This is a genomic window from Sphingomonas sp. (assembly GCF_029239295.1).
Taxonomy (GTDB): domain Bacteria; phylum Pseudomonadota; class Alphaproteobacteria; order Sphingomonadales; family Sphingomonadaceae; genus Sphingomonas.
Map to the genome: position 1 here is coordinate 1 of NZ_JAQZBC010000010.1, position 24,407 is coordinate 24,407.

Annotated in this window: 28 protein-coding genes; 6 read left to right on the plus strand and 22 right to left on the minus strand. The window is 64.8% G+C overall.

The genetic code is table 11. The features are described from left to right. Window positions 1-795 (plus strand): LptF/LptG family permease (locus K0S66_RS10845; RefSeq protein ID WP_301075404.1); only part of this gene is annotated, 795 nt, incomplete at its 5' end. A 101-nt stretch (window positions 796-896) separates the two neighbouring features. On the opposite strand, the gene K0S66_RS10850 is transcribed toward K0S66_RS10845, so the two are convergent. Beyond that, window positions 897-1,979, minus strand: a complete 1,083-nt coding sequence (locus tag K0S66_RS10850) for a fatty acid desaturase (RefSeq protein WP_301075524.1) — start codon at window positions 1,977-1,979, stop codon at window positions 897-899. Window positions 1,980-2,081: 102 nt separating this feature from the next. Between K0S66_RS10850 and K0S66_RS10855 the strand changes: the two genes are divergently transcribed. Then, the gene (locus tag K0S66_RS10855; RefSeq protein WP_301075405.1) at window positions 2,082-3,236 is read left to right on the plus strand and encodes an N-acetyltransferase; all 1,155 of its coding nucleotides are present in this window, start codon (window positions 2,082-2,084) and stop codon (window positions 3,234-3,236) included. A 158-nt stretch (window positions 3,237-3,394) separates the two neighbouring features. Here K0S66_RS10855 and K0S66_RS10860 read toward each other — a convergent pair whose 3' ends face one another. The 10 genes from K0S66_RS10860 to K0S66_RS10905 form a co-directional block, all read right to left on the minus strand. Continuing rightward, a complete protein-coding gene (locus tag K0S66_RS10860; protein WP_301075406.1) occupies window positions 3,395-3,643 on the minus strand; it encodes a hypothetical protein in 249 nt (82 codons plus the stop codon). 264 nt (window positions 3,644-3,907) lie between these two features. Then, the gene (gene xth, locus K0S66_RS10865; protein WP_301075407.1) at window positions 3,908-4,681 is read right to left on the minus strand and encodes an exodeoxyribonuclease III; all 774 of its coding nucleotides are present in this window, start codon (window positions 4,679-4,681) and stop codon (window positions 3,908-3,910) included. A gap of 9 nt (window positions 4,682-4,690) precedes the next feature. Beyond that, window positions 4,691-5,029: an iron-sulfur cluster assembly accessory protein gene (locus K0S66_RS10870; RefSeq protein WP_301075408.1), complete on the minus strand. Its 339-nt coding sequence runs from the start codon at window positions 5,027-5,029 to the stop codon at window positions 4,691-4,693. Between the two features lie 40 nt (window positions 5,030-5,069). Continuing rightward, window positions 5,070-6,260 (minus strand): peptidoglycan DD-metalloendopeptidase family protein, encoded by a 1,191-nt coding sequence (locus K0S66_RS10875; protein WP_301075409.1) that lies wholly within the window; start codon window positions 6,258-6,260, stop codon window positions 5,070-5,072. A gap of 128 nt (window positions 6,261-6,388) precedes the next feature. Beyond that, the gene (locus tag K0S66_RS10880; RefSeq protein WP_301075411.1) at window positions 6,389-7,180 is read right to left on the minus strand and encodes a ferritin-like domain-containing protein; all 792 of its coding nucleotides are present in this window, start codon (window positions 7,178-7,180) and stop codon (window positions 6,389-6,391) included. Next, window positions 7,177-7,623, minus strand: a complete 447-nt coding sequence (locus tag K0S66_RS10885) for a peroxiredoxin (protein ID WP_301075412.1) — start codon at window positions 7,621-7,623, stop codon at window positions 7,177-7,179. The genes K0S66_RS10880 and K0S66_RS10885 overlap by 4 nt, the downstream gene beginning before the upstream one ends. After that, window positions 7,586-10,294: a bifunctional [glutamine synthetase] adenylyltransferase/[glutamine synthetase]-adenylyl-L-tyrosine phosphorylase gene (locus tag K0S66_RS10890; RefSeq protein WP_301075413.1), complete on the minus strand. Its 2,709-nt coding sequence runs from the start codon at window positions 10,292-10,294 to the stop codon at window positions 7,586-7,588. Before K0S66_RS10890 ends, K0S66_RS10885 begins: the two co-directional genes overlap by 38 nt. A 265-nt stretch (window positions 10,295-10,559) precedes the next feature. Further along, window positions 10,560-11,201, minus strand: a complete 642-nt coding sequence (locus K0S66_RS10895; RefSeq protein WP_301075414.1) for a sigma-70 family RNA polymerase sigma factor — start codon at window positions 11,199-11,201, stop codon at window positions 10,560-10,562. Between the two features lie 104 nt (window positions 11,202-11,305). Then, window positions 11,306-11,449 (minus strand): hypothetical protein, encoded by a 144-nt coding sequence (locus K0S66_RS10900; protein ID WP_301075416.1) that lies wholly within the window; start codon window positions 11,447-11,449, stop codon window positions 11,306-11,308. A 43-nt stretch (window positions 11,450-11,492) separates the two neighbouring features. Next, window positions 11,493-12,293 carry a response regulator gene (locus K0S66_RS10905; RefSeq protein WP_301075417.1) on the minus strand — a complete coding sequence of 267 codons (801 nt, stop codon included), beginning with the start codon at window positions 12,291-12,293 and terminating at the stop codon, window positions 11,493-11,495. Between the two features lie 245 nt (window positions 12,294-12,538). On the opposite strand from K0S66_RS10905, the gene K0S66_RS10910 reads away from it, so the two are divergent. The 3 genes from K0S66_RS10910 to K0S66_RS10920 all read left to right on the plus strand — a co-directional run bounded on the left by K0S66_RS10910 (window position 12,539) and on the right by K0S66_RS10920 (window position 14,727). Then, window positions 12,539-12,706, plus strand: a complete 168-nt coding sequence (locus K0S66_RS10910; RefSeq protein WP_301075418.1) for a NepR family anti-sigma factor — start codon at window positions 12,539-12,541, stop codon at window positions 12,704-12,706. An 8-nt stretch (window positions 12,707-12,714) separates the two neighbouring features. Continuing rightward, entirely contained in the window at window positions 12,715-14,301 is a 1,587-nt protein-coding gene (locus K0S66_RS10915) for a sensor histidine kinase (protein ID WP_301075419.1), read from the plus strand. Between the two features lie 291 nt (window positions 14,302-14,592). Continuing rightward, window positions 14,593-14,727, plus strand: a complete 135-nt coding sequence (locus K0S66_RS10920) for an entericidin A/B family lipoprotein (RefSeq protein WP_301075420.1) — start codon at window positions 14,593-14,595, stop codon at window positions 14,725-14,727. Between the two features lie 55 nt (window positions 14,728-14,782). Here K0S66_RS10920 and tatC read toward each other — a convergent pair whose 3' ends face one another. The 8 genes from tatC to argS form a co-directional block, all read right to left on the minus strand. After that, on the minus strand, window positions 14,783-15,559 hold the full coding sequence (gene tatC / locus K0S66_RS10925) for a twin-arginine translocase subunit TatC (RefSeq protein ID WP_301075421.1): 777 nt from the start codon (window positions 15,557-15,559) through the stop codon (window positions 14,783-14,785). Continuing rightward, window positions 15,556-15,990, minus strand: a complete 435-nt coding sequence (gene tatB, locus K0S66_RS10930; RefSeq protein WP_301075422.1) for a Sec-independent protein translocase protein TatB — start codon at window positions 15,988-15,990, stop codon at window positions 15,556-15,558. Before tatB ends, tatC begins: the two co-directional genes overlap by 4 nt. Before the next feature lie 26 nt (window positions 15,991-16,016). Next, a complete protein-coding gene (locus K0S66_RS10935) occupies window positions 16,017-16,256 on the minus strand; it encodes a twin-arginine translocase TatA/TatE family subunit (RefSeq protein WP_301075423.1) in 240 nt (79 codons plus the stop codon). A 26-nt stretch (window positions 16,257-16,282) separates the two neighbouring features. Then, complete coding sequence (gene scpB / locus K0S66_RS10940) at window positions 16,283-16,858, minus strand: SMC-Scp complex subunit ScpB (RefSeq protein ID WP_301075424.1); 576 nt, start codon at window positions 16,856-16,858, stop codon at window positions 16,283-16,285. Continuing rightward, window positions 16,855-17,580 carry a ScpA family protein gene (locus K0S66_RS10945; RefSeq protein WP_301075425.1) on the minus strand — a complete coding sequence of 242 codons (726 nt, stop codon included), beginning with the start codon at window positions 17,578-17,580 and terminating at the stop codon, window positions 16,855-16,857. The genes scpB and K0S66_RS10945 overlap by 4 nt, the downstream gene beginning before the upstream one ends. Continuing rightward, window positions 17,577-18,581: a beta-N-acetylhexosaminidase gene (nagZ, locus tag K0S66_RS10950; RefSeq protein ID WP_301075426.1), complete on the minus strand. Its 1,005-nt coding sequence runs from the start codon at window positions 18,579-18,581 to the stop codon at window positions 17,577-17,579. The genes K0S66_RS10945 and nagZ overlap by 4 nt, the downstream gene beginning before the upstream one ends. Before the next feature lie 76 nt (window positions 18,582-18,657). Beyond that, the gene (locus K0S66_RS10955) at window positions 18,658-19,380 is read right to left on the minus strand and encodes an SPOR domain-containing protein (RefSeq protein WP_301075427.1); all 723 of its coding nucleotides are present in this window, start codon (window positions 19,378-19,380) and stop codon (window positions 18,658-18,660) included. Between the two features lie 3 nt (window positions 19,381-19,383). Continuing rightward, on the minus strand, window positions 19,384-21,108 hold the full coding sequence (gene argS / locus K0S66_RS10960) for an arginine--tRNA ligase (RefSeq protein ID WP_301075428.1): 1,725 nt from the start codon (window positions 21,106-21,108) through the stop codon (window positions 19,384-19,386). Between the two features lie 177 nt (window positions 21,109-21,285). Between argS and K0S66_RS10965 the strand changes: the two genes are divergently transcribed. Further along, window positions 21,286-21,564: a hypothetical protein gene (locus tag K0S66_RS10965; protein ID WP_301075429.1), complete on the plus strand. Its 279-nt coding sequence runs from the start codon at window positions 21,286-21,288 to the stop codon at window positions 21,562-21,564. A 106-nt stretch (window positions 21,565-21,670) separates the two neighbouring features. On the opposite strand, the gene K0S66_RS10970 is transcribed toward K0S66_RS10965, so the two are convergent. From K0S66_RS10970 to K0S66_RS10980, 3 genes are all read right to left on the minus strand, one after another. Further along, on the minus strand, window positions 21,671-22,450 hold the full coding sequence (locus tag K0S66_RS10970; protein ID WP_301075430.1) for a metallophosphoesterase: 780 nt from the start codon (window positions 22,448-22,450) through the stop codon (window positions 21,671-21,673). Window positions 22,451-22,512: 62 nt separating this feature from the next. Further along, entirely contained in the window at window positions 22,513-22,767 is a 255-nt protein-coding gene (locus tag K0S66_RS10975) for a hypothetical protein (RefSeq protein ID WP_301075431.1), read from the minus strand. 60 nt (window positions 22,768-22,827) lie between these two features. Further along, a complete protein-coding gene (locus tag K0S66_RS10980) occupies window positions 22,828-24,405 on the minus strand; it encodes an efflux transporter outer membrane subunit (protein WP_301075432.1) in 1,578 nt (525 codons plus the stop codon). Window positions 24,406-24,407: the final 2 nt, after the last annotated feature.

The following is a 24,407-nucleotide window of genomic DNA, read 5'->3' on the forward strand; positions in this document are numbered from 1 at the left end:
GGCATGTCGGCGCATCAGGTGTTGGCGCCGCTCATCACCGCCAGCATTGCGATTGCGGTGATCAGCTTCGTGTTCAACGACCGGGTCGTGTCGAGGGCAACGTCCACGCTCAGCCAGTGGCAAAAGGTCAATTACGGGAAGCTTCCGATCGATCGAGGCGATCGATCCAACGTCTGGGTCCGAACAGGCGACGATCTGGTCGAGGTCGATCAGATCCGCGGGCGCGGCGATAATGCGATCCTGGGGGGGGTCACGCTGTATGAGCGGGACGGTGGACGGCTGCGCACGATCATCACGGCTCCTACCGGTCGCCGCAGCGGCGATGGCTGGGCGATCGGGCCGGCAAAGCGGTTCGACGTCGACACCGGGCGCTTGAGCGATGTCGGCACGGTCGTGATCGCCCGCGGCGTGACGCCGGATCAGTTCACGCTGTCATCGGTGAATGCCGACGGCCTGTCGTTCCGCGCGCTGAACGAGGCGATCGACGATCTCGCCGCCGCAGGACGTCCGACGGCGGCGCTCGAGGGATCGCTGTGGCATAAATTGTCCGGGCCGCTGTCGTCGGTGCTGATGCCGCTTCTGGGTGCGGTGGCGGCGTTCGGGATCGCGCGGTCGGGCAAGCTGTTCATCCGCGCGGTGATCGGCATGGGGCTTGGCTTCGCATATTTCGTCGCCGACAATTTCGCGCTCGCAATGGGTAATCTCGGCGCTTACCCGCCGTTCCTCGCGGCCTGGGCGCCGTTCCTGCTGTTCCTGCTGATCGGTGAAGCGGTGCTTCTGCGCACCGAGGAATAGCCTCCCCCCCGACCTCGTCGGGAGCCGCCAAACCGCCTACCCCACAGATCGATCGAGCAGCGCTGGTTCTGCCAGCGCTGCATCAATCAGTCACGCGTCGATCAGCGTGGCAGCATCGTGCTGCGGGCAATCTTCCCGATTAGGCCCGGCATCCCGATGTAGTTCGCCTTGTAATAAGGCGATTCGCGATCGAGCACGGCGCTGAGACGGCGGTGAGCCTCGCCCAGCGCGTGATACGGCAGACCCGGCAGCAGATGATGCAGGGCATGGTAGCGCAAGCCAACCGGTGCCCACAGCGCCGGCAGCGTGGCCGGCGGCGGTACGTTGACCGAATCGAGGTACTGCGCGGTGACCGTCATCACCTCGCCCTCATTCTCCCACAGGTGCGCGACCAGCGTACGCAGCTGGTTGATCACCGCGACACCCGAGGCGACCGCCATCACGATTGCAAAGGCACGCAACGTCACCGTGCCGGTGGCGACGAGTGCGATGAGCGACATCGCCCACAGCGCGCAGAATGCCTCAATCGTAACCCACTGCCGACGGAAGTCGCCTTCCGGCAATCGACGGCGGAACTGCGGATTGATCGCGAGCGCAGAGAAACGCTCAACCACCATGCGGCGCAGTGCCGGCGACAGGAGCGAGAGCGGGGCCAGAATGCCATAGCGGAAAAGCAGCGCAACAGGCGCGAGCGCAGCGACCAGTACGAACACCGGCAGCGACCACGGCTTCATCAGCGCGAGCGGCAGATATTCGGGATCCTCCGACGTGCCATAACGCGTGCGGGCGTGATGCAGATTGTGCACCCCTTCATACATGAAGGACGGCACCAGCATGGGGACACCGATGAAGATGTTATAGGCGAGCCGGAAATGCGGCAGCGACGCATGCTTCACATGGGTAAGCTCATGGATGAAGCTCATGCCGCGATACAGCGCGAACATGGCGATGACGCCGGCCACCAGCGTCAGCCAGAGCGGCGTGGCCACGATAGCGACCGCCAGCGCGCCGTAGCCGACCGCGACCGAGCCAAGAAAGTCAGCCCAGTACACCGCCGGACGCGGGGCATTGAGATCGCGCGTCAATTCCGCCGCCGCCTTCAGCATGGCGCGGTCATCAGCGACAGGAACGCGCGCGGCCGAACCCGGCGTTGTTCGCGAAAGGATGGTGGTCGTCATGGGCATGTCCATTGGCCTAAGATAGTGGCGATACGGTGGCTGCAACAGGCTTGCCATCTGTGGAAAGGCCGCTCGCCATGATCGCTTCTCGCGATTACACGAAGCAGCATGACCGGCTCTCTCACTATCCGCCCCGTGACGGGCAAGCGCGATCGCAAAGCATTCATCGACCTGCCGTTCCGCCTGTACAAGGATGATCCGAACTGGGTCCCGCCGCTGAAAAGCGAGGCGATGGGGCTGATCGATCCGGCCAAGAACGGCTGGTACAGCCACGCCAAGGCGCAGCTGTTTGTAGCGGAGCGCGGCGGCCAGGTGGTGGGGCGCATCTCCGCCCATATCGATCTTCTGGCACTCGAGATGCCTGCCGCCCAGGGCTTTGGCCCCGGCACCGGCCAATGGGGGCTGATGGAGGCGGAGGACGAGACCGTCTTTCCGGCAGTGGTCGAGCGCGCGGAGCAATGGCTGCGCGGCGAAGGGATGACGCGGGTGCTAGGCCCGATCTCGCAGTCGATCTGGGAAGACCCAGGTCTGCTGATCAAGGGCTATGACCACCCGCCGTCGGTGATGATGGGTCATGCGAAGCCCGAATACCGCCAGTGGATCGAGGCGGCAGGCTATGCCCCGGTCAAGCAGCTCATGACCTATGAGCTGGATATCACGCAGGAATTCCCGCCGATCGTCCAGCGCATCATCAAGTCTGGCGAGAAGAACCCGCGCATCAACGTGCGCCCGGTCGACAAATCGCGCTTCGACGAGGAGGCAGCGATTATCCTGGGCATCCTGAACGATGCGTGGAGCGACAATTGGGGCTTCGTGCCCCTCACCCCGCCCGAAATCCGCGACGTGGGCGTCAAGCTGAAGCCGATCGTGTTCAACGACCTGATCCGGATCGCCGAGGTGGACGGCGCGCCGGTGGCGTTCATGATCACCCTGCCCGATCTGAACGAGCCGCTGAAGGGCCTGAAGGGATCGCTGCTACCGTTCGGCTGGGCAAAGCTGCTGCTGTGGCTGCGCAAGCCGCAGGTGCGCACGATGCGCGTGCCGTTGATGGGCGTGGTGAAGAGCCTGCAATCCTCGCGCATGGCCAGCCAATTGGCGTTCATGATGATCGAATACATCCGCCGGGCGGCGGTGCAGGATTACGGCGCCTCGCGCGGTGAGATCGGCTGGATCCTCGATGACAATCAGGGGATGCGATCGATCGCGGAAACGATCGAGAGCCACGTCAACAAGGTCTATCAGGTGTACGAAAAGGCGCTTTGAGCGCTGCGCGCGCGGTACCGGTTGTCGGTGCGCCCGCGAACCTGACGCGATTGGGAGGGAGCCGATTGGGAGCTGCTGCGGTTGCGGCGGCTTTCAGCATCCCCGCAGGGTCTCGCGCAGCGGCCGCTGGGGCCGTGCGCGAGCCCGATGATCGGCACTTACTGGCGGATGGCGAGCGGGTCGGTGCCCTGCGCGACCCAGTCAGCGCGCGACTGGCAGTAGCGACGGGCCATGCCCGGGCCGCCGATGGTATCGATCACGCACACGCGGCGCTGATCGGTTGCAGGCTCGAACGACCGCTCAGCGAAGCGTTCGGCGGGCGCGGTCGGCGCGGGTGCAGGAGCCGGTGCGGGTTCCGGAGCAGCGCCCAGCAGGAGGGCGGCCGTGGCGATTGCGATGATGGTCATGGTGTGTCCTCTCAGGTTCACAGCGTCCTTCGCGCTGTCCCCAAGAGCGTTGCATCCGCCGTGCCAATTCCATCCGAGACGTCGTTTCAATGACTTAGCTGATGCACCCCATGCACCGCTCACCGATCTTCAGCGGAGAACGCCAAGTGCCGGCAGCTTTCACCATGTTGCTGCCGTGCGATCGCGAACGAGGTGCGATCACTTGTCCGGCAATGAACATTTTTTCGGAACATGAGCGCTTCCGCGACGGTGCGCCGCGGCCGATCAGTCGCGCAAGCGCGCCCAGGTCGGCGCGTGGTCGCTCGCCTTCTCGCGACCACGATAATCCTTGTCGACGCCAGCCTCGACGAGACGGTCAGCCACGGCGGGCGAGAGCAGCAGGTGATCGATGCGGAATCCGGCATCGCGGCGCCACGCGCCGGCCTGATAATCCCAGAACGTCCAGACCCGACCGCTGGGGTGACGCACACGGAGCGCATCGGTCCAGCCCTGCGCCAGCAAGGCGCGGTACGCGGCGCGGCTTTCCGGCTGCATCAGGGCATCGTCAGCCATTGCGCGGGTGGAGAAGGTGTCGTCGTCATTCGGGATGACATTATAATCACCCGCGAGGACGGCAGGCGTCTCCGCGGCGAGCAGCGCGCGTGCACGAGCAGCCAGGCGGTCCATCCAGCGCAGCTTGTAATCGAATTTGGGCCCCGGCTGCGGGTTGCCATTGGGAAGGTAGATCGAGGCGACCGTCAGGCCGTTGACGTCGCATTCCAGATATCGGCTGTGCTCGTCCTCGGGCTCCCCATCCAGGCCGCGCTGTTGCTCGACCGGATCAATGCCCTTGGCAAGAACCGCGACGCCGTTGAAGCCCTTCTGACCATGCCACACGGCGCCATAGCCGGCGTCGCGGATGTCATCGATCGGGAAAGTGTCATCCGCCGTCTTGAGTTCCTGCAGGCAGACGACGTCCGGCTGCTGCTCATGGAGATACTCCAGCAATCGCGGCAGTCGCGCCTTGATGCCATTGACGTTGTAGGTGACGATTTTCACGGAGCCGGCTTACACCGAGAAGCTGGTGCCGCAACCGCATCCTGATGCCGCAACGGGATTGTCGACCTTGAACGCCGCGCCGCCGAGCGACTCCACGAAATCCACCGATGCGCCGCGCACGAGATCGAGGCTGACCTCGTCCACCAGCAGCTGAACGCCATCGGTTTCGGCGATACGATCGCCAGGTTCCGGCGCATCAGCCAGACCGAACCGATACTGGAAGCCGGAGCAGCCGCCACCCTCTACCGACAGGCGCAGAATGGCAGGCTTTTGCTGCTTCTCCGCGATGGCCGCCACACGGGCGGCAGCGGAGGGCGTCAAGGCGATTTCGGGTGCGAGCGTTGCCATAGGATCGAGATAGGACTGCGCCGGCTCGCCCGCAACCGGATCAGTGACCGAGCGCGTCCTGCGCTGCCGGGCCGCTAGTCGAAACCGGGATCTGGCCGACCGAGCGATCCTGTGCCGCGAGCAGATAATCCGCGGTGGTCAGGAAGGGGATCGGGTTCACGGCGCGACCGTCGATGCGCACTTCATAGTGAAGGTGCGGGCCGGTCGAGCGGCCGGTCGAGCCCATCAGGCCGATCATCTGGCCGCGGCGCACGCGCGCATTGTCGCTGATCAGGATCTTCGACAAATGGCCGTAGCGGGTGGTGATCCCCTTGCCGTGATTGAGTTCGACCAGGTTACCATAGCCACCCTGACGCGCCGCGTGGTTCACGACGCCATCGGCAGTCGCATAGATCGGCGTGCCCGTCGGACCGGGGATATCGACGCCGGCGTGCATCGCAGCGGTGCCGCGGAACGGATCGCTGCGGACGCCGAAGTTGCTGGTGAAGGTAAGGTGCTGGACCGGCTGAACCGACGGGATCGAAATCACGCCCTGCTCAAGCTTGTCGAGCTTCTTCCAGGTCATGAACAGCGAGCGGAACTGCGCATCGGCGTTCAGATCAGCAGTCGCCTCGGCGCTGGCGGCGGGGATCAGAGGACCACCCATGCCAGTGTTCTTGCCAGCCTTTGCCACACGCTCCGGGCGGAGGCCGCGCGCGCGCAGTTCCTGCGCGGCGCTCTGATAACGCTCGTTCAGATGGTCGAGCGCGAGTTCGGCCAGAATGGTCTGGCGCCGCTCGATCTTGGCGAAGGGAGCGACCGCGAAGGCGGCGAGGCGATCGCCAGCCGGATCAATCTTCAGCGTGGCGAGAGCAAGCTTCTTCTCATCGCCCACACCGGTCAGCGCCGCGGCAAGCAGCGCCTGGCGATTTTCCAGCTGTGCGGCACGCTCCTCAGCAGCCTTGCGGACGTTTGCCACACGCTCATGCATGTGGACGAGCTTGCGCTCCATCGTCTCGAGCCGTTCGGCCTGCGGCGCAACACCGGCGGTCTGCCCTGCTGCTGCCGCTGCTCCGTAACCGGCGAACGCCACCACGACAGCGGCCGTCCCCGCCATCGCGCTCTGCGACAAGCGGCCGAGGCGTACACGGCGGACCGCGCGGCCATCATGGAAGATCACGTTGCGTGGGGAAAAGAGCAGGCGGGCGCCAGCAGCGATGCGGTTAGCCGGCGCGAGAGAAATCTTGGACATCGAACCCCGAGCAAGATTGTTGACGCGCGCACGATCAGCAAAAGCCATCGCACGTCGCATGTTCAAAACTGGTCTGGATTGCGGCCCCCCGCTCACCGGACACCGTCAACTGCCCTTCTTTTCAGCAGTTAAGCAATAGCGCCGTAGTAATCTCGCGTCAGGCCGGCTGACTCCCGCGCTGAGTCGTTGAACGGACCTTTCACAATGCCGCGAAAACGCGTGCCAATCAGGGATTTCCAGTGACTGGCAGGGTCCAGATTGGCGGTTGCACAGCTCGTTTTGAACCAGCGCGCACCGATCGCGACATGCCGGATTTCGTCGGTGTAGATGCGGTGCAGGATGCGCGCGCTGGTCGAATCCCCGGCCGCCTGGAAACGGTCCACAGTGGCAGGCGTCACGTCCAGCCCGCGCGCTTCCAACGCCATCGGAACGACCGCGAGACGCGCCAGAACGTCCCCGGCAGTCGCCTCTGCGGCCTCCCAGAGCCCGGCGTGTGCGGGCAACGCGCCATAGTGGCTGCCGAGCGCGCGCAACCGCCGATCGAGCAGCGCGAAGTGCATCGCTTCGTCCGCCCCTACCGAAATCCAATCATCGACGAAGGAGCGTGGAAACGCCGCGCCGAAGCGGCCGGCCATGTCGAACGCCAGATCAATGGCGGCAAATTCGATATGCGCCAGCGCGTGGAGCAAGGCGATCCGCCCACGTTCCGATCCGCCCTTGCCGCGCTTGGGCATTCGTGCCGGCGGCAAGAGCTCGGGCTGGTCCGGTCGCGCCGGCGCATCGGGCATCGACACGTCGAAGCGATGCTCAAGGCGCCCCGCCCGCCAGGCGCGCGCCGCCTGCCGAGCGGCCCTCACCTTGGCAGCCGGTTCGGCGGTGGCGAGCACCAGTCGCGCGGCCGAGGCGATTGTCGTCGTCAAAGTGCGCGCGCCGCGGCCAGCACCTCAGCCGCGTGACCGGGAACCTTCACCTTGCGCCATGCGCGCACGAGCCGCCCGTCGCGGCCGAACAGGAAGGTGGCGCGCTCGATGCCCATATACTGCCGCCCATACATGGATTTCTGCACCCAGGTGCCGAACGCCTCGCAGGCAGATCCATCCTCATCGCTGGCGAGCGTCACCAGCAGATCGTACTTGGACACGAACTTCTCGTGCTTGGCCGGCGGATCCTTCGACACACCGATCACAGCCGTGCCGGCTGCGGCGAAGTCGGTGGCGAGCGCGGAAAAGTCCTGCGCCTCGCGCGTGCACCCAGCCGTGTCATCCTTGGGATAAAAATAGACGACGAGCGGCAGCGGCTGATCCTTCAGGGGCAGCGGCCGGCCATCAATCGCCGTGAGCGTCACGTCCGGCAGTGTGTCCATCGATCAATCCTTTCCAGGCCGCCGTAACGTGCTGCCGCGCGGCGTCCAAGTCAGCGATCACGGCATCCCAGTCCGCCAGATGAAACACCTGCGCCACCAGCGCGCGGGTGGCAGGCGACGCCGGCTCCGTGGCGTCGGGCGCCACCAGGCGCAGTGTGACGATCAGTCGGGTCAGCAGATCATGTGCTTTGCGAAGCTCAGGACCGAACCCCAGCTTGTCGATCGCACGGCCGAGATTGGCGTCGAACCCCTGCCGCCGCGTCAGTTGCGCGACGTGAACGGTGAATTCCAGATCGACCAACCCACCCGGCAACAGCTTGGCATCGAGCGGGCCCATCGGCGGCTTGTGCGCCGCCATCTCCGCGCGCATCGCCACGGCATCGGCCACCACGTCGCGCTGCGGCCGATCGCCATTCAGCACATCGTCGATGATCGATTGCAGCTGCGCGCGCGCCGCCGGCGACCCGAAGACGGGACGCGCGCGGGTGAGCGCCATATGCTCCCATGTCCAGGCGCTCTCCCGCTGGTAGCGGGCAAACGATTCCAGATTGACCACCAGCGGCCCCTGCGTTCCGGACGGACGGAGCCGCGTATCGATTGGGTAAAGCGGGCCAGCGGCGGTCGGGACCGACAGAGCGGCAGTCACGCGCTGTGCCAGACGGTTATAGTATAGCGTGGCGCCCAGCGGCTTGGGGCCATCGGATTCCGCCGCGAAGTCACCGGTGAAGAGGTAGATGAGATCGAGGTCGGAGGCGTGCGTCAGGGCCCCTCCCCCCAGCCGGCCAAGCGCAAGAATGACGAACTCGCTGTCGGGCACGCGGCCGTGGGCCTGCGCGAACTCAGCGACGGTATCCCCGGCCAGCACCTCGATCGCTGCCTCCGCGACCCGTGAATAGCCGGCGGCGACGTCAAGCGGATCGGCGACCGCGGAGATGATCTGAGCGCCCAATGCGAAGCGGTGTTCATTGACCACGCGCCGGACGTGATCGAGCTTCGCCTGAAAATCCGCGCGGCGTTCATTGCTGCGCATCATCGCAGCGATCCCGGCGACGTCGGGCACCGGATCGAATGCGGAGGCGTCGATCAACCCATCGAGAAGATCGGGCCGCCGCGCCAGTTCCTCGGCAAGGGTCGGCGTGTGGCTGAGCAACCGCACGAGCAGCGCGATCAGCGCGGGCCGCGCCTCCAGCAGGCGGAATATGTTCACCGCGCTCGGCAAGCGCTCGAACAGCCGATCGAGCCGGTTCAGCGCAGCCTCCGGCGCCGGCGCCTCGCCGAGCGCCGTCACCAAGCCCGGCAGGACCGCTTCCAACGCGGCCTGCGCCGCAGCGCTGCGCAGCGCGGGATAGCGTGCCGCTCGCCACGAACTGATCCGTGCCGCCGCCACCTCCGGCTGGGCGAACCCTGCCGACAGCAGTTGCGCGGTCAGGGCGTCACCGTTGGCCGACAGCGTATCGCCGGTCGATGGCGCAAGCTTGCCAAAGGTGGTCGCGACGCGGGTAACGTGGGGCTCCAGATGCGCGAGCAACGCGGCACCGTTTGCGCGACCATCCAGCTTCGCGACATTCTCCAGCGCCTCTCCGGTCGGCAGCGAATGAGTCTGGCGATCGTCGATCATCTGGACGCGATGTTCGGCCGTTCGCAGCGCGACATAAGCCTCCGACAGCGCCCGCGCGTCCTCCGGATCGATCCGGCCGGCCGCGGCGAGCGCGGCGAGCGCGGCACGTGTGTCGCCGGTTCGAAGGGCGGGATCACGCCCGCCGTGGATGAGCTGGTGGATCTGTGCGAAGAATTCGATCTCACGAATGCCGCCCCGGCCGCGTTTCAGATCGTAGCCGGGGCCAAAGGTCTGCCCCTGCGAATGGTGATCCCTGATCCGCCGGCTGATTTCCAGGATTTCGCCCACCGCGCCGAAATCGAGGCTCCGGCGCCAGATGAAGGGACGGATCGTGTCCAGAAATGCCTGGCCCAGTGCCATGTCACCCGCCGCCGGACGCGCGCGAATGAAGGCGGCGCGCTCCCACGGCAGCGCCTGTGATTCATAATAAGTGACAGCGGCGTCGATCGGCAGCGCAATCGGCGTCACCTCGGGCGTGGGGCGCAGCCGCATGTCGACCCGCAGCACATAGCCGTCGGCATCACGCGCCTGGAGCAGTTCGATAACCCGCCGGCCGATCCGGACGGCGGCGTCGACTGGCTCCTCGTTGCGGCGCGTGGGCAACGTTCGAGGATCGAACAGGAAGATCGGATCGATGTCAGACGAATAGTTCAGCTCACGGCTGCCCTGCTTGCCAAGCGCCAGCGCGACAAAGCCGGTGGGTTCCTCGTCGGGGCACCGCTCGAGCAAAGCCGTCCGGATCGCCTCGTTCAGCGCGAAATCGGCAAAGTTGGTCAGCCGGTGTGTCACATCCGTCAGGTCGAAGATGCCGGCGAGATCACCGATCGCGACCTGAAGCGCCAACTGACGCCGTGCGAGACGAAGCGCCTTGCCCGTCGCAAAATCGCGATCGAGCGCGATGGGACGCTGAAGCGTCTCGACCGAAAACGCCGGCTCCCGATCGATCAAGTTCGCGAGAAATGGGGAGAAATCATGTGCGCGCTCGATGGCATCCGCCACGAGGGCGGCTGCATCTTTTTTGCTTGACAAGGGAAAATCCGTAGCCTGGACCATGAAACCAACGTGTCTCCTGATCCGTTTTATCGCGCATGACCGCACATGAACATCATCAACACGACGGAGGCGCAGAAGGCTATTTCGTGCGTTATCCACGCGACACCGACGCAATCGGTGAATCGCTACGCTATGCGTTCAACGACGCACGCAGCACGCCTGACGATTTGAAGTCACTGGTTGCCGCGCTGTACCGAGTGCCCAGGAATTAACGCCTGATCGGGTAACGTGCGTGTCCGGCGAACGGGCCGAGCCAAGCCGGCGATCAGCGATCGCGGCTCAGTTCGTCCACTTCGTCCATGATCTCGTCCAGCGTCGGCTTCACGCTGGCGATCGTGTGATCAGTGCGCGAAGTCATGTCGCTGCCGCTCATCAGCGCCTCCAGCGCGACGCGCCCACGCGCCACGCGGCTCTTGATAGTGCCGACGGCGACGCCGCAGATCTCGGCGGCTTCTTCATAGGCAAAGCCACCTGCGCCCACGAGGATCAGTGCCTCGCGCTGTGGCTGCGGCAGATGGAGGAGTGCACGCTGCATGTCGGCAAGCTCGACATGCTTGTCCTGGCTGGCCGGTGCGGCGAGCAGCCGATCGGCGACCAGATCGTCCCACTCCCCTTTGAAGCGCGCACGACGCATCTGGGAGAGGTAAAGATTGCGCAGGATGATGAAGGTCCAGGCACGCATGTTGGTGCCCGCTTGGAAGCGCTTGCGCGCCGCCCAGGCCTTCAGCAGCGTTTCCTGCACCAGATCGTCCGCCAGATCGCGGTTACCCGACAGCGATCGCCCGAAGGCGCGCAGATGCGGAATTACCTGCGCCAGCTGCTTCTTGAATTCGGGATCGGATAGAGAGACGTGCTCGACCGATGCCACATCGGCCGCGGCGTCATCACGCGGTTCAGCTTCGGTCATAATTTGTCGTTCGGTCCCCGCACCGGAATGAACCGGCATCCTCTCCGTAAGATAGACAGCACCGGCGTTGTTTTCCACCCGTCCGGTCAACATGGCGTTCGCGTCTACAGCCGCGTGAACAGCAAGAACGCGAACACCACGATCACCAAGACCATGGAAACGGGCAGGATGTACCGAGTCATATGCGGCGTGGTGCCAGCGCGAGCCTCGTCAGTGCTCAACTCGACCTTGTCATGTTCGTCAGCCATATAGCCTAAACAATCCTACACCGTTTTGGGTCCGTATCGTTTTTTAGGAAACGGGTGCGGTCGATTGATCGAAGAACAATGCCTGGCTGATCGCTGCCTTCACCGTCGACCGCTGGAACGGCTTGGTGATGAGGAAGGTCGGCTCCGGACGCTCGCCAGTCAGCAGACGCTCAGGGAAGGCGGTGATGAAGATCACCGGCACCTGGAACTCGCTGAGGATGTCCTTCACCGCGTCGATGCCCGAGGAATCGTCGGCCAGCTGAATGTCGGCGAGCACCAGTCCGGGGCGGTCGTCCATTGCCAGCGCAACCGCTTCGTCGCGGGTCACGGCAACGCCGGTCACTTCATGGCCGAGATCGCGAACGATCGTCTCGATATCCATCGCGATGATCGGCTCGTCCTCGATGATCAGGACGCGGGCACGGGTCTGGTTTTCGATTTCCGACAGTGCATCGGCAACCAGTGCCTCGACCTCGCTTGGCGACACGTCGATGAGATAGGCCGTGTCCTCGACGGTGAAGCCCTCCATCGCGGTGAGCAGCAGCGCCTGCCGCGACAGCGGGGTCATCCGCGCAAGACGGGCGCGGGCAACCGCTTCCTGATCGTCCACGTCACCCGGATCGGACAGATGGTCGTCGTTGTTCGTCGAACCCCAGATCGCCTGGAACGTACGGTAAAGGCCGAGCCGCGGATCAACATGGCGCGGGAACTCCTCCGGCGCGGCGACGATCGCCTCAAGCGTGGCGCGAACGTATTTGTCGCCGTGCGACTGGCTGCCGGTGAGCGCCCGCCCATAACGACGCAGGAAGGGCAGATGTGGGGCGAGCTGTTGTCCAAGCGACATGAGGCGGAACGACTCCCAAATGAAATAGGGTTCGGCTTTGCGCGCCAAACCCGGATTGATCAACTTCGACAAACCCCCGCGGACGCACAGCGCCCAACGACGCAATTCGTCGTCGGGCCATGGAACCAACGAACAGCTATTTTGTTTCCACCATCGCGAGCCTTGATGAACAGGCTGGTGCCAAGGCCCGTAACCGGCCAAGGAATCGTCACAGCATGCGAGACAGGTGTTTCGGGGGGTAAGCGTTGGTTTCGGACAAGGAAGCGCCAAAAAAGCCGGTCAGCAAGAAGGGCAGCACTGCGGTGCAGTCCAAGGACCGCGACATGGGTGCGGCGCTGCGATCGATTTATCAGAAAACGATCGATGAGCAGATACCCGACGAGTTCGTTTCCCTCCTTGGCAAGCTAGACTAAGCACAGCCATGGCAACGACGGCGGACGATTCGCGCGTTGGCGCGACGGCGCCGACGTTCATGATGCGATGGCCCACGGGCGCCAAGCTTCTCGTGATCCTGTCGATCGCGCTGCTTCCGCTCGCGATCATTGCCGTCTTCGCCACGCTGCGAATCACTCAGATCGCCGATACCGAGGCGCGCGCCGGGTTGCGGGTGGCCGCGGCCGAAAGCAGCCGCGCGATCGCGATCGAACTGATCGGCGACATGACCGCGCTTCGCGCGGCGGTCGATGCATTGGAAACCGACCCCGGTGACACGCCGAGCTGCGCGCGCGTGCAGGGTGTTTTCGCGCAACAGGCATTCAACGGTGCACGCTTCGCGGTTTTCGGCCCGCGCGGCCGATTGCTGTGCGGCAGTAGCTTTCCGGGCGCGCTGGGCGTCGCCCAGACGGCGCGCGATGCCGCGGTAGCGGCGCAGATTCTGCCCACCAGTGGGCTGCTGCTGGGAGTTGTCGGCCGATCCGGGCAGGTAACCGCAGCAGCTTACTTCCCGACCGACTTCCTCGCGGAATTGAGCCGGCCGAGCGGGTTCACCCCGGCCTATTCCGCCACGCTGATCCATGGCTCCAACGAACTGGTGCTTAAGTCTTTGGCGCGTGAGAATGCGTTCGAGCGGCGAGAGAATAATCTGACGGACCTTGGGATCGGCGATCTCAAGCTGGCGATGGAGGTGCGGACTGCGCCGATCACCTCTCCGCTGGTCATCGCACTACTGCTGCCGCTCATGATGTGGGCGGCGGCGGCGGGCATCGCCTGGTTCGTGGTCGATCGGCTGCTGATCCGGCCGATGCGCCAGCTACGCGCGCGCGTGGCGGCGTTCACGCCCGGCGAAGAAACTGACTCGCTCGCCATACGTGCGTTGCCGGCACAGGAATTGCGCGAGTTGGGCGACACTTTCCGCGCCCTCACCCGTACGGTGGCGATCCATGAAGCAGGGTTGGCCGAGGGGCTGGTGCGCCAGACGAAGCTGACGCGCGAAGTCCACCATCGCGTGAAGAACAACCTCCAGGTGATTTCCTCGCTGATCAATTTTCACGCGCGCGGCGCCAAGTCGCCCGAAGCGGCACAGGCCTATGCGTCGATCCAACGGCGCGTTGATGCACTGGCGGTGGTGCACCGCAACCACTTCGCGGAAATGGAAGAGAACCGCGGGCTTTCGCTGCGTCCGATGCTGGGCGAACTGGCGTCAAACATCCGTGCGACGGCCGCCGAGGGAACCAACCTCCGGATCCAGCTGGACATCGATCCCTATCTCGTCTCGCAGGATGTGGCCGTGGCGGTCGCCTTCCTGACCACCGAGCTGATCGAGCTGGCCGTGACGTGTGATCCAGCGGCGCAGCTTCGCGTGTCGGTCAAGGAATCACCGGCCCCCGACCGCGCGACGCTGCGCGTATCCTCCCGCGCGTTGATCGAAGGGCCGGAATTGCGAGAAGGTCTCGCCACCCGCTTCGGCCGCGTGATCGAGGGCCTGTCACGCCAGCTGCGCGCGCCGCTCCACCACGATCCGCTGGCGGGCGCCTATGAGATTTCGATTGCGGTCCTTGGTCGCGACTGAGCGGCGGCAGATCGGCGGGGCCCAGTCAAGGATGGACCCATTTTTTTGAGCGGCGGCCCGAAAATTAGAGGAACCGTCTTCTCCCATCGACGTTTTACACTTCGGATAGCGACCTTATGCCCCCCCGCTCTCGCTATCCACGACATAGGCCCGGAAGCGTCAACCCTCCCCCCCCCCGGTGACGCTTCCGGGCCTTATTTCTTCCCGCCACTTGATGCCCGGCCGCGCCAAGGAACGAAGTTCCTCATGGCGCATTGGCACGGTGCAGATGACTGCGCGCAGGAGGGCTAAATGAAGAAGTTGTTCGGAATGGTTGCAGTGGCGGGCGCCCTGCTGATCTCGGCTTGCAACACGGTGGAAGGTGTCGGACGTGACGTCTCGTCGGCCGGTAACACTGTCGCCAAGACGGCCGACGGCGCCAAGTAAGGACGCCTCAGGCAACAAAAAGGCGGCGCCAGCATCAGTTGGCGCCGCCTTTTTCTTATTCGCTGGCGGTAGTGGCTGCCGTCTCTCGCGCGCGGCGCCGTTCGGTGAACCAGATGCCGATCAGCGCCAGCTCGTACAGAATGCACAAGGGGATCGCGAGCAGCAGCTGTGAGCCAACGTCGGGCGGCGTCAACACCGCGGCAATCGCGAATGCGCCGACGATCGCGTAGCGCCGCGCCGCTACCAGTTGCTGGCGCGTAACAATCCCGCCCCGCTCAAGCAGCATCAGCAGCACCGGCAGCAGGAAGGACAGGCCGAACCCGAACAGGAATTGCATGATGAAGGACAGGTAGTTGCCGATCGACGGCAACGCGTCCTGCGTCACGCCGCCGATCTCCCCCTGGAACCCCAAAAGGAAATGCAGCGCGACGGGCACCGCCACATAATAGGCCATCGACGCCCCCGTCAGAAACAGGATCGGCGTTGCCAGCAGGAACGGCAGAAGCGCGCGCCGCTCATTGCGATACAGGCCCGGCGCGATGAATTGCCATAATTGGTTGGCGATCACCGGGAAGGAGATCATCATCGCGGCGAAGAAGGCCACCTTGATCTGAACAAAGAAGGCTTCGAAAATCTGCGTGTAAATCAGCCGCTTCTGCCCGGCCGCGAGGAGCGGCTGAACCAGGAAGGCGAAGATCGTTTCCGCAAAATAATAGCAAACGGCAAAGGCGAGCAGGAGCGCACCGATGCAGTAAAGCAGACGGCGGCGAAGCTCGATCAGGTGATCGAGCAACGGCGCACGCGTGTCGTCGAGTTCGTCGCCAGCGCTCATGACGGCGCCTTGCCGTTCGCGTCGGGGTTCACCGGCGGCGTCGCGGGCCACAAGCTAGGCTGTTCAACCATCACTGGCCCGTCTTGCTGCTGCGCGCCGCCACCATCGGCCCCCGCAGGCGGTGCGTCGCCAGCGATGGCCGGAACGTCTGCGGTACCGGCGGGCTGTTCGGCCGTTGGCTCGACAGGCGAGAGCATTGGGTGCTCGCGCATGATCCGCTCATTTTCGGCCTTCCACTTCTTTTCCATCTCCGCGAGTTCGGCTTCGCGCACCATCTCGTCGAAACCGGCGCGGAACTGGCGCGCCACGCCGCGCGCCTTGCCGACCCAATAACCCATGACGCGCAGCGCCTTGGGCAAATCCTTGGGCCCGATGACGAGCAACGCCACAACGGCCACGACGGCCATTTCGGAAATGTTGAAATCAAGCATGTCGGGCGACGATGATGCGCGTCAGCTCAGCGCGCGACCTTGTCTTCCTCCACGATCGTCTCGGATGCCGGACGCGCAGTCTGCTGTGCCTCGATCCGCTGCGCGGGCTTGGCATTGGCTTCTTCGTCCTCTTCCGACATGCCCTTCTTGAAGTTCTTTACGCCTTTGGCGACGTCGCTCATCATGCTCGAGAAGCGGCCGCCACCCAGCAGGAGGACGGCAACGATCGCGAGAATAAGAATGTGCGGGAGGCTGAAGCTACCCATGGGGATTCTCCTGAAGTCCTGACCATCTAGTGCTCATCGTCGGGCTTTTCTACCGCGAGTTGCTCCACGGCGAGATCGACGGGGTCGAGCAGGCCTGCAGCCCGTAAATCATCGATCCCCGGGAGGTCACGCCGCGACTGCAGCCCGAAATGCGCCAGAAACGCTGGCGTCGTCACGAAGGTGAGCGGTCGACCGGGAACTTCACGACGGCCTGCAGGCCGGACCCAGCCCGCCTCCATCAACACGTCCAGCGTCCCCTTGGAGATCTGCACGCCGCGAATCGCCTCTATCTCGGCGCGGGTGACCGGTTCGTGATAGGCGATGATGGCGAGCGTCTCTATCCCGGCGCGACTGAGCCGGCGGACCTCTTCGCGATCCCGCCGAAGCACGTGCGCCATGTCGGCCGCGGTCTGGAAGTGCCAGGCATCGCCGCGCCGCACCAGATTGACTCCGCGCCCGGCGTAATCCTGCGCGAGTTGCTCCACCGCGGCGCGCACGTCCCCGCCGCCGACATATGCCCGGATCGAATCGATCGTCATCGGATCAGCGGCGGCAAACAACACCGCCTCAACCGCGCGAACCACGTCATTGCCGGGTGTCACGCGGGCACCCGCAAGTACAAGGGCGCAAAGGCCGCCTCCTGCCGCAGCTCCACCCTGCCCTGCCGCGCGAGTTCAAGCGCGGCAAGGAAGCTGGACGCCACCGCCGACCGAAGAAACGCACCCTTGGCGCCATCAGGAAGGAAGCGATCGAGCATCGACCAGTCTATCGCCGTGCCGAGCAAGGCGGAGATCCGCGCCATTGCGGCCTCCAGCGTCATGACCTCACGGTCCTGAACCACGTGCATCACCGGGCGGGTACGCGCGCTGATCCGCCCGTAGGAGGCAATCAGATCGTAGATTTCCGCCGACCAGCGCGATTTCCTGACGGTGCGCAGTCCGCCAGGGGCGGGCCGGCGAAACACGTCGCGGCCCAGCCGATCGCGTGCCATCAGCCGCGCGCCCGCCTCGCGCATCGCGGACAGCCGCTCAAGCCGAAGCTGCAGCCGTAGCGCCAGCTCCTCCGGATCGGGCTCAACCCCCGGATCGCGCGGCAGAAGCAGCGCCGATTTCAGATAGGCCAGCCACGCGGCCATCACGAGGTAATCGGCCGCCAGTTCCAGCTGAAGCGTTCGCGCGCGTTCGACATAGGCCAGATACTGCTCGACCAGCGAGAGGATCGAAATCTGCTTCAGGTCGACCTTTTGCGAGCGTGCGAGATTGAGCAGCAAATCGAGCGGGCCTTCCCACCCGTCGAGATCAAGCGTCAGCTGCTCCCCGATCACGCGCCGATCGCAAGCAATTCGTCGCGCTTTGCCACCAGCGCCTCGAACGTGCCGTCCGCCTGAGTGACGCTGGACATGGCGCGGTCGAGCCGATCGCGTGATCGCGGCGCGATATCATCGAGGCGGTCGGCGATCGCGGTCATTTCCGGCAAGCGGGCCCAGCAATCGAGCACGATGTCGCACCCGGCGGCGATCGCGCCTGCGGCCTTGTCGGCCGGCGTGCCGGAGAGGGCCTTCATGTCGATATCATCAGTCATCAACAGGCCATCAAAGCCGATCCGGCCGCGGATCACCTCATCGATCACGACCGGCGACATGGTTGCCGGCCGCTCGGCATCCCATGCCTCGAACACGATGTGGCTGGTCATGCCCATGGGGGCATGGGCGAGCGCGCGGAACGGCGCGAGATCGTCCTCCAGCTCCGCCTCAGTTGCCGTCACCGTCGGGAGCAAATGATGCGAGTCCACCTTCGCGCGGCCATGCCCGGGCATGTGCTTGACCACGCCAACGATGCCGCCAGCCGCCAGCCCCTCGAGCGTCGCGCGACCGAGCGCCGCAACGCGCATCGGCTCGCTGCCGAACGCGCGGATCGTGATCACCTCGGTCGTCTCGGGGCGGATCACGTCGAGGATCGGGTGGCAATCGACCGTTATGCCGACCTCCGCCATCATCAGCCCGAGCGCCTGTGCGTTGGCGCGCGCCGCTTCGATCGCTGACATCGGCGCCACATCATAGAGCATGTCAAACTCGGGGCCGGCCGGGAAGGCGGGCCATTCGGGTGGGCCAAGCCGCGCAACACGACCACCCTCCTGATCGACCAGGATCGCGACGTCCGATCGCCCCTCAAGCGCGCGCAGTTCATCGGTGAGTGCGCGCAGCTGCTGACGATCAATGCAGTTGCGCTTGAACAATATGTAGCCGGCCGGCTGAGCCTCCTGAAAAAAGGCTCGTTCGTCTGCGGTAAGGCTCGGCCCGGACAGGCCAAAGATCACTGGCTTCATGAGAGGGTATTAGCCGGTTCGCCGGGGCTTTACACCCCGGCGACTACGCGATGTAACGCTGGCAGAACCGCGTCCGTCAGCTGGTGACGAAGCACTTTTCCCCGGCAACCGTCAGACGGCCACACAGATCGCCGGCGGCGTCGGCACTGCCGGCATTCACCTTCAGCCGGTACACCTTCTTGCCATTCACTTCGGCGGGCTGAACGGTCTTCCCCAGCGTCGCGACATAGGCGAAGCGCTTGGCGATCGCGCTCCAGGCCGCGTTCGCCGCAGCCTCGCTCGGAAAAGCGCCCAACTGAACCAGGGAGCCGCCGGAGTTGGCGCCCGGGATGGCCTTTTTCGGAGTCGCCATCGGCGCTGCGGCGACCAGACGGCCACCCGAGCCCGGCACTTCAGCGACGGTACGCGCGCTTCCGTCAACGGCCGGCGCCGGTGCATTGGCCACACGGCCAGCGATCGGTGCTTCCGGAACAGCCTTCAGGTCAATTGCCGCGGTCGCGCTGGCACCGGCGCTGGCGGCAATCGCCGAATCGCCCTCCCCGTCGACCTTCAGCCCGCCGGGATCGTCCGGCCGGATCTTATAGTCGCCGGGCTGGGCAGCGATCAGCTCGCCCTGGCCATCAGGCGTGCGCGTCTGAAAGCTGAACACGGCAAAGACGATGGCGGCGAGGAGCACCAGCCCCACGGCGACAAGCAGCAGGACGCGCAGGACCCCCGGCCCCTCAGGCTCGTCCGGCTCGACCGTTTCAAGCCACGGAAGCCGGTCCTCATTCCTGAGATCGAATTCCTCGCTCGCCATGAATTACATCTCCGAGACCGCCTCCACGCCCATGATGGAGAGACCGTTGCGGATAATTTGTCCGACGCCTTCCGCCAAGAACAGACGCGCGGCCGTGATGCCCGCATCGTCCGGCACCAGGAAGCGCCGATCCGGCCGATCATTACCAACATTCCACAAGGCGTGAAAGGCAGCTGCCAAGTCATACAGATAGAAAGCAATTCGGTGCGGCTCCCGGGCCGCCGCCGCCGTTTCCACAACCCGCGGGAACTGCGCTGCGAGCTGCACCAGCGCGAGCTCCTCCGTATCAAGCCGGGACACGTCGGGATTGGACAGGTCAATGCCTGCCTCAACCGCGCGCCGGCGGAGCGACGCAACGCGCGCATGGGCATATTGAACGTAGAAGACGGGATTGTCCTTCGACGCCTCGACCACCTTGGCGAAGTCGAAATCCATCTGCGCGTCCGAGCGGCGCGTCAGCATGGTGAAGCGGACGACGTCCTTGCCAACTTCGCGCACCACATCAGCCAGCGTGACGAAATTGCCGGCGCGCTTCGACATCTTCACCGGCTCACCGCCGCGCAGAAGGCGAACCATCTGCACCAGCTTCACGTCGAAGCGGGTGCGCCCCTCGGTCAGCGCGGCGACTGCGGCCTGGATCCGCTTCACGGTGCCGGCGTGATCAGCGCCCCAGATGTCGATCAACGCGTCCGCGGTCTGCGCTTTCTGGAAGTGATAGGCGAGATCGGCGCCGAAATAGGTCCACTGGCCGTTCGACTTCTTGATCGGGCGATCCTGATCGTCACCAAAGCGCGTCGAGCGGAACAGCGGCAGTTCGACCGGCTCCCAATCGTCGGGGGTTTCCCCCTTTGGTGCTTCAAGCGTGCCATCGTACACCAGATCACGCGCACGCAACCATGCCTCCGCAGCCTCGGGCTTCCCCGCCGCCTGAAGCTCCGCCTCGGACGAGAAGACGTCGTGGTGGATACCGAGCAGTGCCAGGTCAGCCTTGATCAGCACCAGCATCGCATCGACGGTGCGCGTACGGAACAGGGCAAGCCATTCTGCCTCGGGCGCGGCGGCGTAGCGATCGCCGAACTCCTGGGCGAGCTGCTGACCGACGGGCACCAGATAGTCGCCGGGGTACAGCCCCTCCGGAATAGCGCCGATGTCCTGACCCAGCGCCTCGCGGTACCGCAGATGCGCCGAGCGGGCGAGCACGTCGACCTGGCCGCCGGCATCGTTGACGTAATATTCGCGGATGACGCGATTTCCCGCGAACTCCAACAGCGCGGCCAGAGCGTCGCCGACCACCGCGCCACGGCAATGCCCCATGTGCATCGGCCCGGTGGGGTTGGCGGACACATATTCGATATTGACGGTGGTGCCCTGCCCCGCGGTCGAGCGGCCATAGTCAGCGCCGCGATCATGGATGGCGGAAAGCTCGGAACGCCAGCTGTCGTCGATCAGGCGAAGGTTGATGAAGCCGGGGCCGGCGATCTCTACCGCAGCCACCTCATCCAGCTGCTGCAACGCAGCGGCGATTTTCTCCGCCAGCGCGCGCGGGTTCGTCTTGGCTGCCTTTGCCAGAACCATCGCGGCGTTGGTAGCAAGATCACCATGACTGCTGTCGCGCGGCGGCTCGACCGTCACGGCGCGACGATCGATGCCCGCGGGCAGATCACCAGCAGCCTCCAGCGTGTCGAGCGCAGCGTCAACGTAAGCGGCGAAACGGGAGTAGAGCGTCATGACAACCAATCGTGTTCGTGAAGACGCGCGCGATAGACCAATGCGGCCACGCGGACAAATCGCCGAACGATTGCGTGGGCTGCAATCGCGTTATCATTCTTTGCGCTTTCGATGGTGCGTTGCGGCAATTATTGTGCACTTGCGAACAGATTTGGTTTTGAACCGAGGAATTTGACCATGCGCAAGCTCATCATGACCGCCGCTTTCCTGACCGCCATGGCGCCGCTTGCTGCGCTGGCAGAGGACGAAAAGACCTTCCAGCACGAGAACCAGACCTACGTCTACAAGACGAGCGAAGGCCGCGAGGGCGCCACTGTGATCACTGGCCGCCGCATCGGTGGTGATCGCTTCCGCCTCGTGATCGACGGTGAGAAGGTTCGTGGCAACGTGGGCGGCGCCCCGGTCGCCTTCCGCGCGCCACAGGGTGGCTCGGTCTCGGTGGTGACCGCCAACTAATCGCTTGAGGGCTTCACGGCCCTCGCGATCAGACGAAAGGCCGCTGGCTCCCCCGGGCGCCAGCGGCCTTTTTCATGGCGCGCATGCCAGGCGCGCGAGGATCAAGCTAAGCAGTGGGGCCGCTCTCCGAAGTGGCGCTGATCGGATGCTTGGGCTCTGGCGACAACGTGCGCGCGAGCGTTTCGAAACGGCCGTTGTCGATCCGGATTTCGTTGAAGGCCGGTGGGGATGATCGCAGCCTCTTGGACAGCGTGCCCGCGCCAATCATCCGCACCGTCCAGTCACCCACCGTCACTGGTTTGTCGAACGGGTCGTGGACATGGCCCGACAGGACAGCGTGGGCGCCCGCCTCCGCCAACGCCTTGAGCGCCTGATCACCATTGCGAGTCTTGGCCGTGCCGCGAGTGCCACCCTCGATCAGCGGGTGATGGCCAGCGACGAAGATGAGATTGTCGCGCGGGGCGGCCGCGATCAGATCCAGCGTGCTCTGCAACGATCCGCGGCTGACGTGACCCTTCGACCAATTCAGCCGCAACTGCGCGCGCGCGGTGGTCTTGAGCGGGACGATCGTCACCCCGGGCAGATCGAGCGTCTTTTCGATCAGCCGTTCGGCCGCGCCATAGCGCTTATAGGGGCTGAACAGCCGGCGGAGCGGATCCCAATAATAGGGTAGATCGTGGTTGCCGACCTCGATCGTCACCGGAACGCCCAGCGACATCAGCCATTTGCCACCGGCGTCGAATTCATGGCGACGGGCGCGCATCGTGAGGTCGCCGGTCATGATCACCGCATCGGGCGACTCGTCGGCAACGCACTGCGCGAACCAGCCGAGCGCGGCGGGATCCTCCGCGCCGAAGTGCACATCGCTTACGTGGAAAAGCTTCATCGACATGCTAACGTGCTGCCCGCGATTCGGTTCGCGGGCAAGCGACTATGGCAATCGACTAATCAGCTCCGCCGGTGCTTCCCGCCGTAATGCGGGCCGATGTAGCTGGAGATCTTCGCCATCTCCTGCGCCGCATTGCGCGCCGCCTCTGCACAGCAGGGGATCGGATCGCGCTCTGCCTGGCTCGCGCGCATCGACACTCTATCGGTCAGGGTTTCTATATCTGCTCGGGTCAGAACGTTTTTTTCCCGGAGCAAGCAAAGCAGGCTTTGCAAGATCACCAGGGATTCGTCGCCCGCGCGCTCTTGTGGCGTCATTGGCTCTCTCCTCATCCTAAGTACGGGAGAGTAACAAAAACGTTCCAAGAGGCAAAGCTCTTAGTTTAATCCACCACCCAGAGCGCGATAGAGTTCCACAAGATTGCTTCCACGCGCCAGCCGCGTTGTCACAAGTTGCTGTTGTGCAGCATAAGCGGTGCGCTGCGCATCCAGCGCAACGAGGAACGAATCCACCCCGGCGCGGTAGCGGGCGTCGGACAGCCGCGCTGCGACCGATGCAGCCTCTGCCCGCGCCGTTTGCGCCGAGACCTGCTCCTCGATCGTGCCACGCTGCGCGAGCGCGTCGGACACCTCGCGGAAGGCCGACTGGATTGCCCGCTCATAGGTCGCCACCGCCACTTGCTGCGACGCCTTGGCATAATCGAGATTCGCCGCGTTGCGCCCGCCGTCGAACAGCGGCAACGCCACCGACGGCGCCGCATTATAGGTGAAGCTGCCGCCGCCGAACAAACCCGACAGCGCGGTCGAGATCGTCCCGATCGTGGCGGTCAGCGAGATGCGCGGGAAGAACGCTGCGCGCGCCGCACCGATATTGGCATTCTGCGCGATCAGCTGATGTTCCGCCTGAAGCACGTCGGGACGCCGCAGCAGAACCTCAGATGACAAATCACCCGGCAGGGCATCGCGCGTGACAGGGCCGCTGCCGAGATTGGTCGGCAGCTGATCGGCCGGAACGGTAGCCCCAACCAGCAGGTTCAGCGCGTTCTGATCACGCGCCACCTGAGTCTGCAGCGTCGCAATATCGTTCCGCGCCGCCTGATAATTGGTTTCTGCCTGCCGCGCCTCAAGTTCGGAAGCGACACCGATCCGGAACTGCGCCCGGGTGAGTTCCAGCGATTGCTCGAACGCCTTCAGCGTTTCGCGACTGATCCGCAGCTGTTCCTGATCCGCCGCCATGCGCAGCCAGGCGTTGGCGATTTCGGCAATCAGGCTGATCCGCGCGGCACGCTGCGCCTCCTCCGAGGCGAAATACTGCTCCAGCGCCGCGCGTGACAGATTTTGCACCCGCCCGAACAGGTCGAGCTCAAACTGCGAGAACCCGGCGTTGACCGAATAGAATTCCAGATTGGAAGAAGCGGACCCGATGCCGCCACCAACGGCGCCAGCGCCAGCTCCTGCACCAACGCCCGTACCGCCCCCGACACCGCCGGTTCCAGTGCCAGTGCCAGTACCGGTTCCAGTCCCGGTGCCAGTGCCTGTGCCGGTCCCAGCGCCTATCCCGCCAGCCGCGCCACCAGCGCCCATGCCGCCACCGGCCGCACCGAAGGCGTTGTTGGTATAGGTGCCCGAGCCGGAAATGGTCGTGTTCGGCACCTGGCTGGCGCGCTGAATACCATATTGCGCGCGTGCCTGGAGCACGTTGCCCGCGGCAATCCGCAGGTCACGATTATTGGCCAGCCCGGCTTCGATCACTTGCTGAAGGCGGGGATCGAGGAAGAAGTCCCGCCAGCCGATCTGCGTGATGTCCGGCGCGTCGGTCGCGGCGCGCGGATACACACCGCCTTCGGGCAAGGTGGCCGGGGCCGCGCCGACGGGGCGCACATATTTCGGTGCCAGGTTGCAGCCGGACAGGGCGGTGGCGACGGCGAGCGCCGCCAGGAGGGAACGGGACTTCATTT

Bases quoted from the DNA above. Each gene is read 5' to 3' on its own strand.
- K0S66_RS10850 (WP_301075524.1), bottom strand. From the start codon at position 1,979: ATGCCCATGACGACCACCATCCTTTCGCGAACAACGCCGGGTTCGGCC.
- K0S66_RS10855 (WP_301075405.1), top strand. From the start codon at position 2,082: ATGACCGGCTCTCTCACTATCCGCCCCGTGACGGGCAAGCGCGATCGC.
- K0S66_RS10860 (WP_301075406.1), bottom strand. From the start codon at position 3,643: ATGACCATCATCGCAATCGCCACGGCCGCCCTCCTGCTGGGCGCTGCT.
- K0S66_RS10870 (WP_301075408.1), bottom strand. From the start codon at position 5,029: ATGGCAACGCTCGCACCCGAAATCGCCTTGACGCCCTCCGCTGCCGCC.
- K0S66_RS10875 (WP_301075409.1), bottom strand. From the start codon at position 6,260: ATGTCCAAGATTTCTCTCGCGCCGGCTAACCGCATCGCTGCTGGCGCC.
- K0S66_RS10885 (WP_301075412.1), bottom strand. From the start codon at position 7,623: ATGGACACACTGCCGGACGTGACGCTCACGGCGATTGATGGCCGGCCG.
- K0S66_RS10890 (WP_301075413.1), bottom strand. From the start codon at position 10,294: ATGGTCCAGGCTACGGATTTTCCCTTGTCAAGCAAAAAAGATGCAGCC.
- K0S66_RS10895 (WP_301075414.1), bottom strand. From the start codon at position 11,201: ATGACCGAAGCTGAACCGCGTGATGACGCCGCGGCCGATGTGGCATCG.
- K0S66_RS10900 (WP_301075416.1), bottom strand. From the start codon at position 11,449: ATGGCTGACGAACATGACAAGGTCGAGTTGAGCACTGACGAGGCTCGC.
- K0S66_RS10905 (WP_301075417.1), bottom strand. From the start codon at position 12,293: ATGTCGCTTGGACAACAGCTCGCCCCACATCTGCCCTTCCTGCGTCGT.
- K0S66_RS10915 (WP_301075419.1), top strand. From the start codon at position 12,715: ATGGCAACGACGGCGGACGATTCGCGCGTTGGCGCGACGGCGCCGACG.
- K0S66_RS10920 (WP_301075420.1), top strand. From the start codon at position 14,593: ATGAAGAAGTTGTTCGGAATGGTTGCAGTGGCGGGCGCCCTGCTGATC.
- tatC (WP_301075421.1), bottom strand. From the start codon at position 15,559: ATGAGCGCTGGCGACGAACTCGACGACACGCGTGCGCCGTTGCTCGAT.
- tatB (WP_301075422.1), bottom strand. From the start codon at position 15,990: ATGCTTGATTTCAACATTTCCGAAATGGCCGTCGTGGCCGTTGTGGCG.
- K0S66_RS10935 (WP_301075423.1), bottom strand. From the start codon at position 16,256: ATGGGTAGCTTCAGCCTCCCGCACATTCTTATTCTCGCGATCGTTGCC.
- nagZ (WP_301075426.1), bottom strand. From the start codon at position 18,581: ATGAAGCCAGTGATCTTTGGCCTGTCCGGGCCGAGCCTTACCGCAGAC.
- K0S66_RS10955 (WP_301075427.1), bottom strand. From the start codon at position 19,380: ATGGCGAGCGAGGAATTCGATCTCAGGAATGAGGACCGGCTTCCGTGG.
- argS (WP_301075428.1), bottom strand. From the start codon at position 21,108: ATGACGCTCTACTCCCGTTTCGCCGCTTACGTTGACGCTGCGCTCGAC.
- K0S66_RS10965 (WP_301075429.1), top strand. From the start codon at position 21,286: ATGCGCAAGCTCATCATGACCGCCGCTTTCCTGACCGCCATGGCGCCG.
- K0S66_RS10970 (WP_301075430.1), bottom strand. From the start codon at position 22,450: ATGAAGCTTTTCCACGTAAGCGATGTGCACTTCGGCGCGGAGGATCCC.
- K0S66_RS10975 (WP_301075431.1), bottom strand. From the start codon at position 22,767: ATGACGCCACAAGAGCGCGCGGGCGACGAATCCCTGGTGATCTTGCAA.
- K0S66_RS10980 (WP_301075432.1), bottom strand. From the start codon at position 24,405: ATGAAGTCCCGTTCCCTCCTGGCGGCGCTCGCCGTCGCCACCGCCCTG.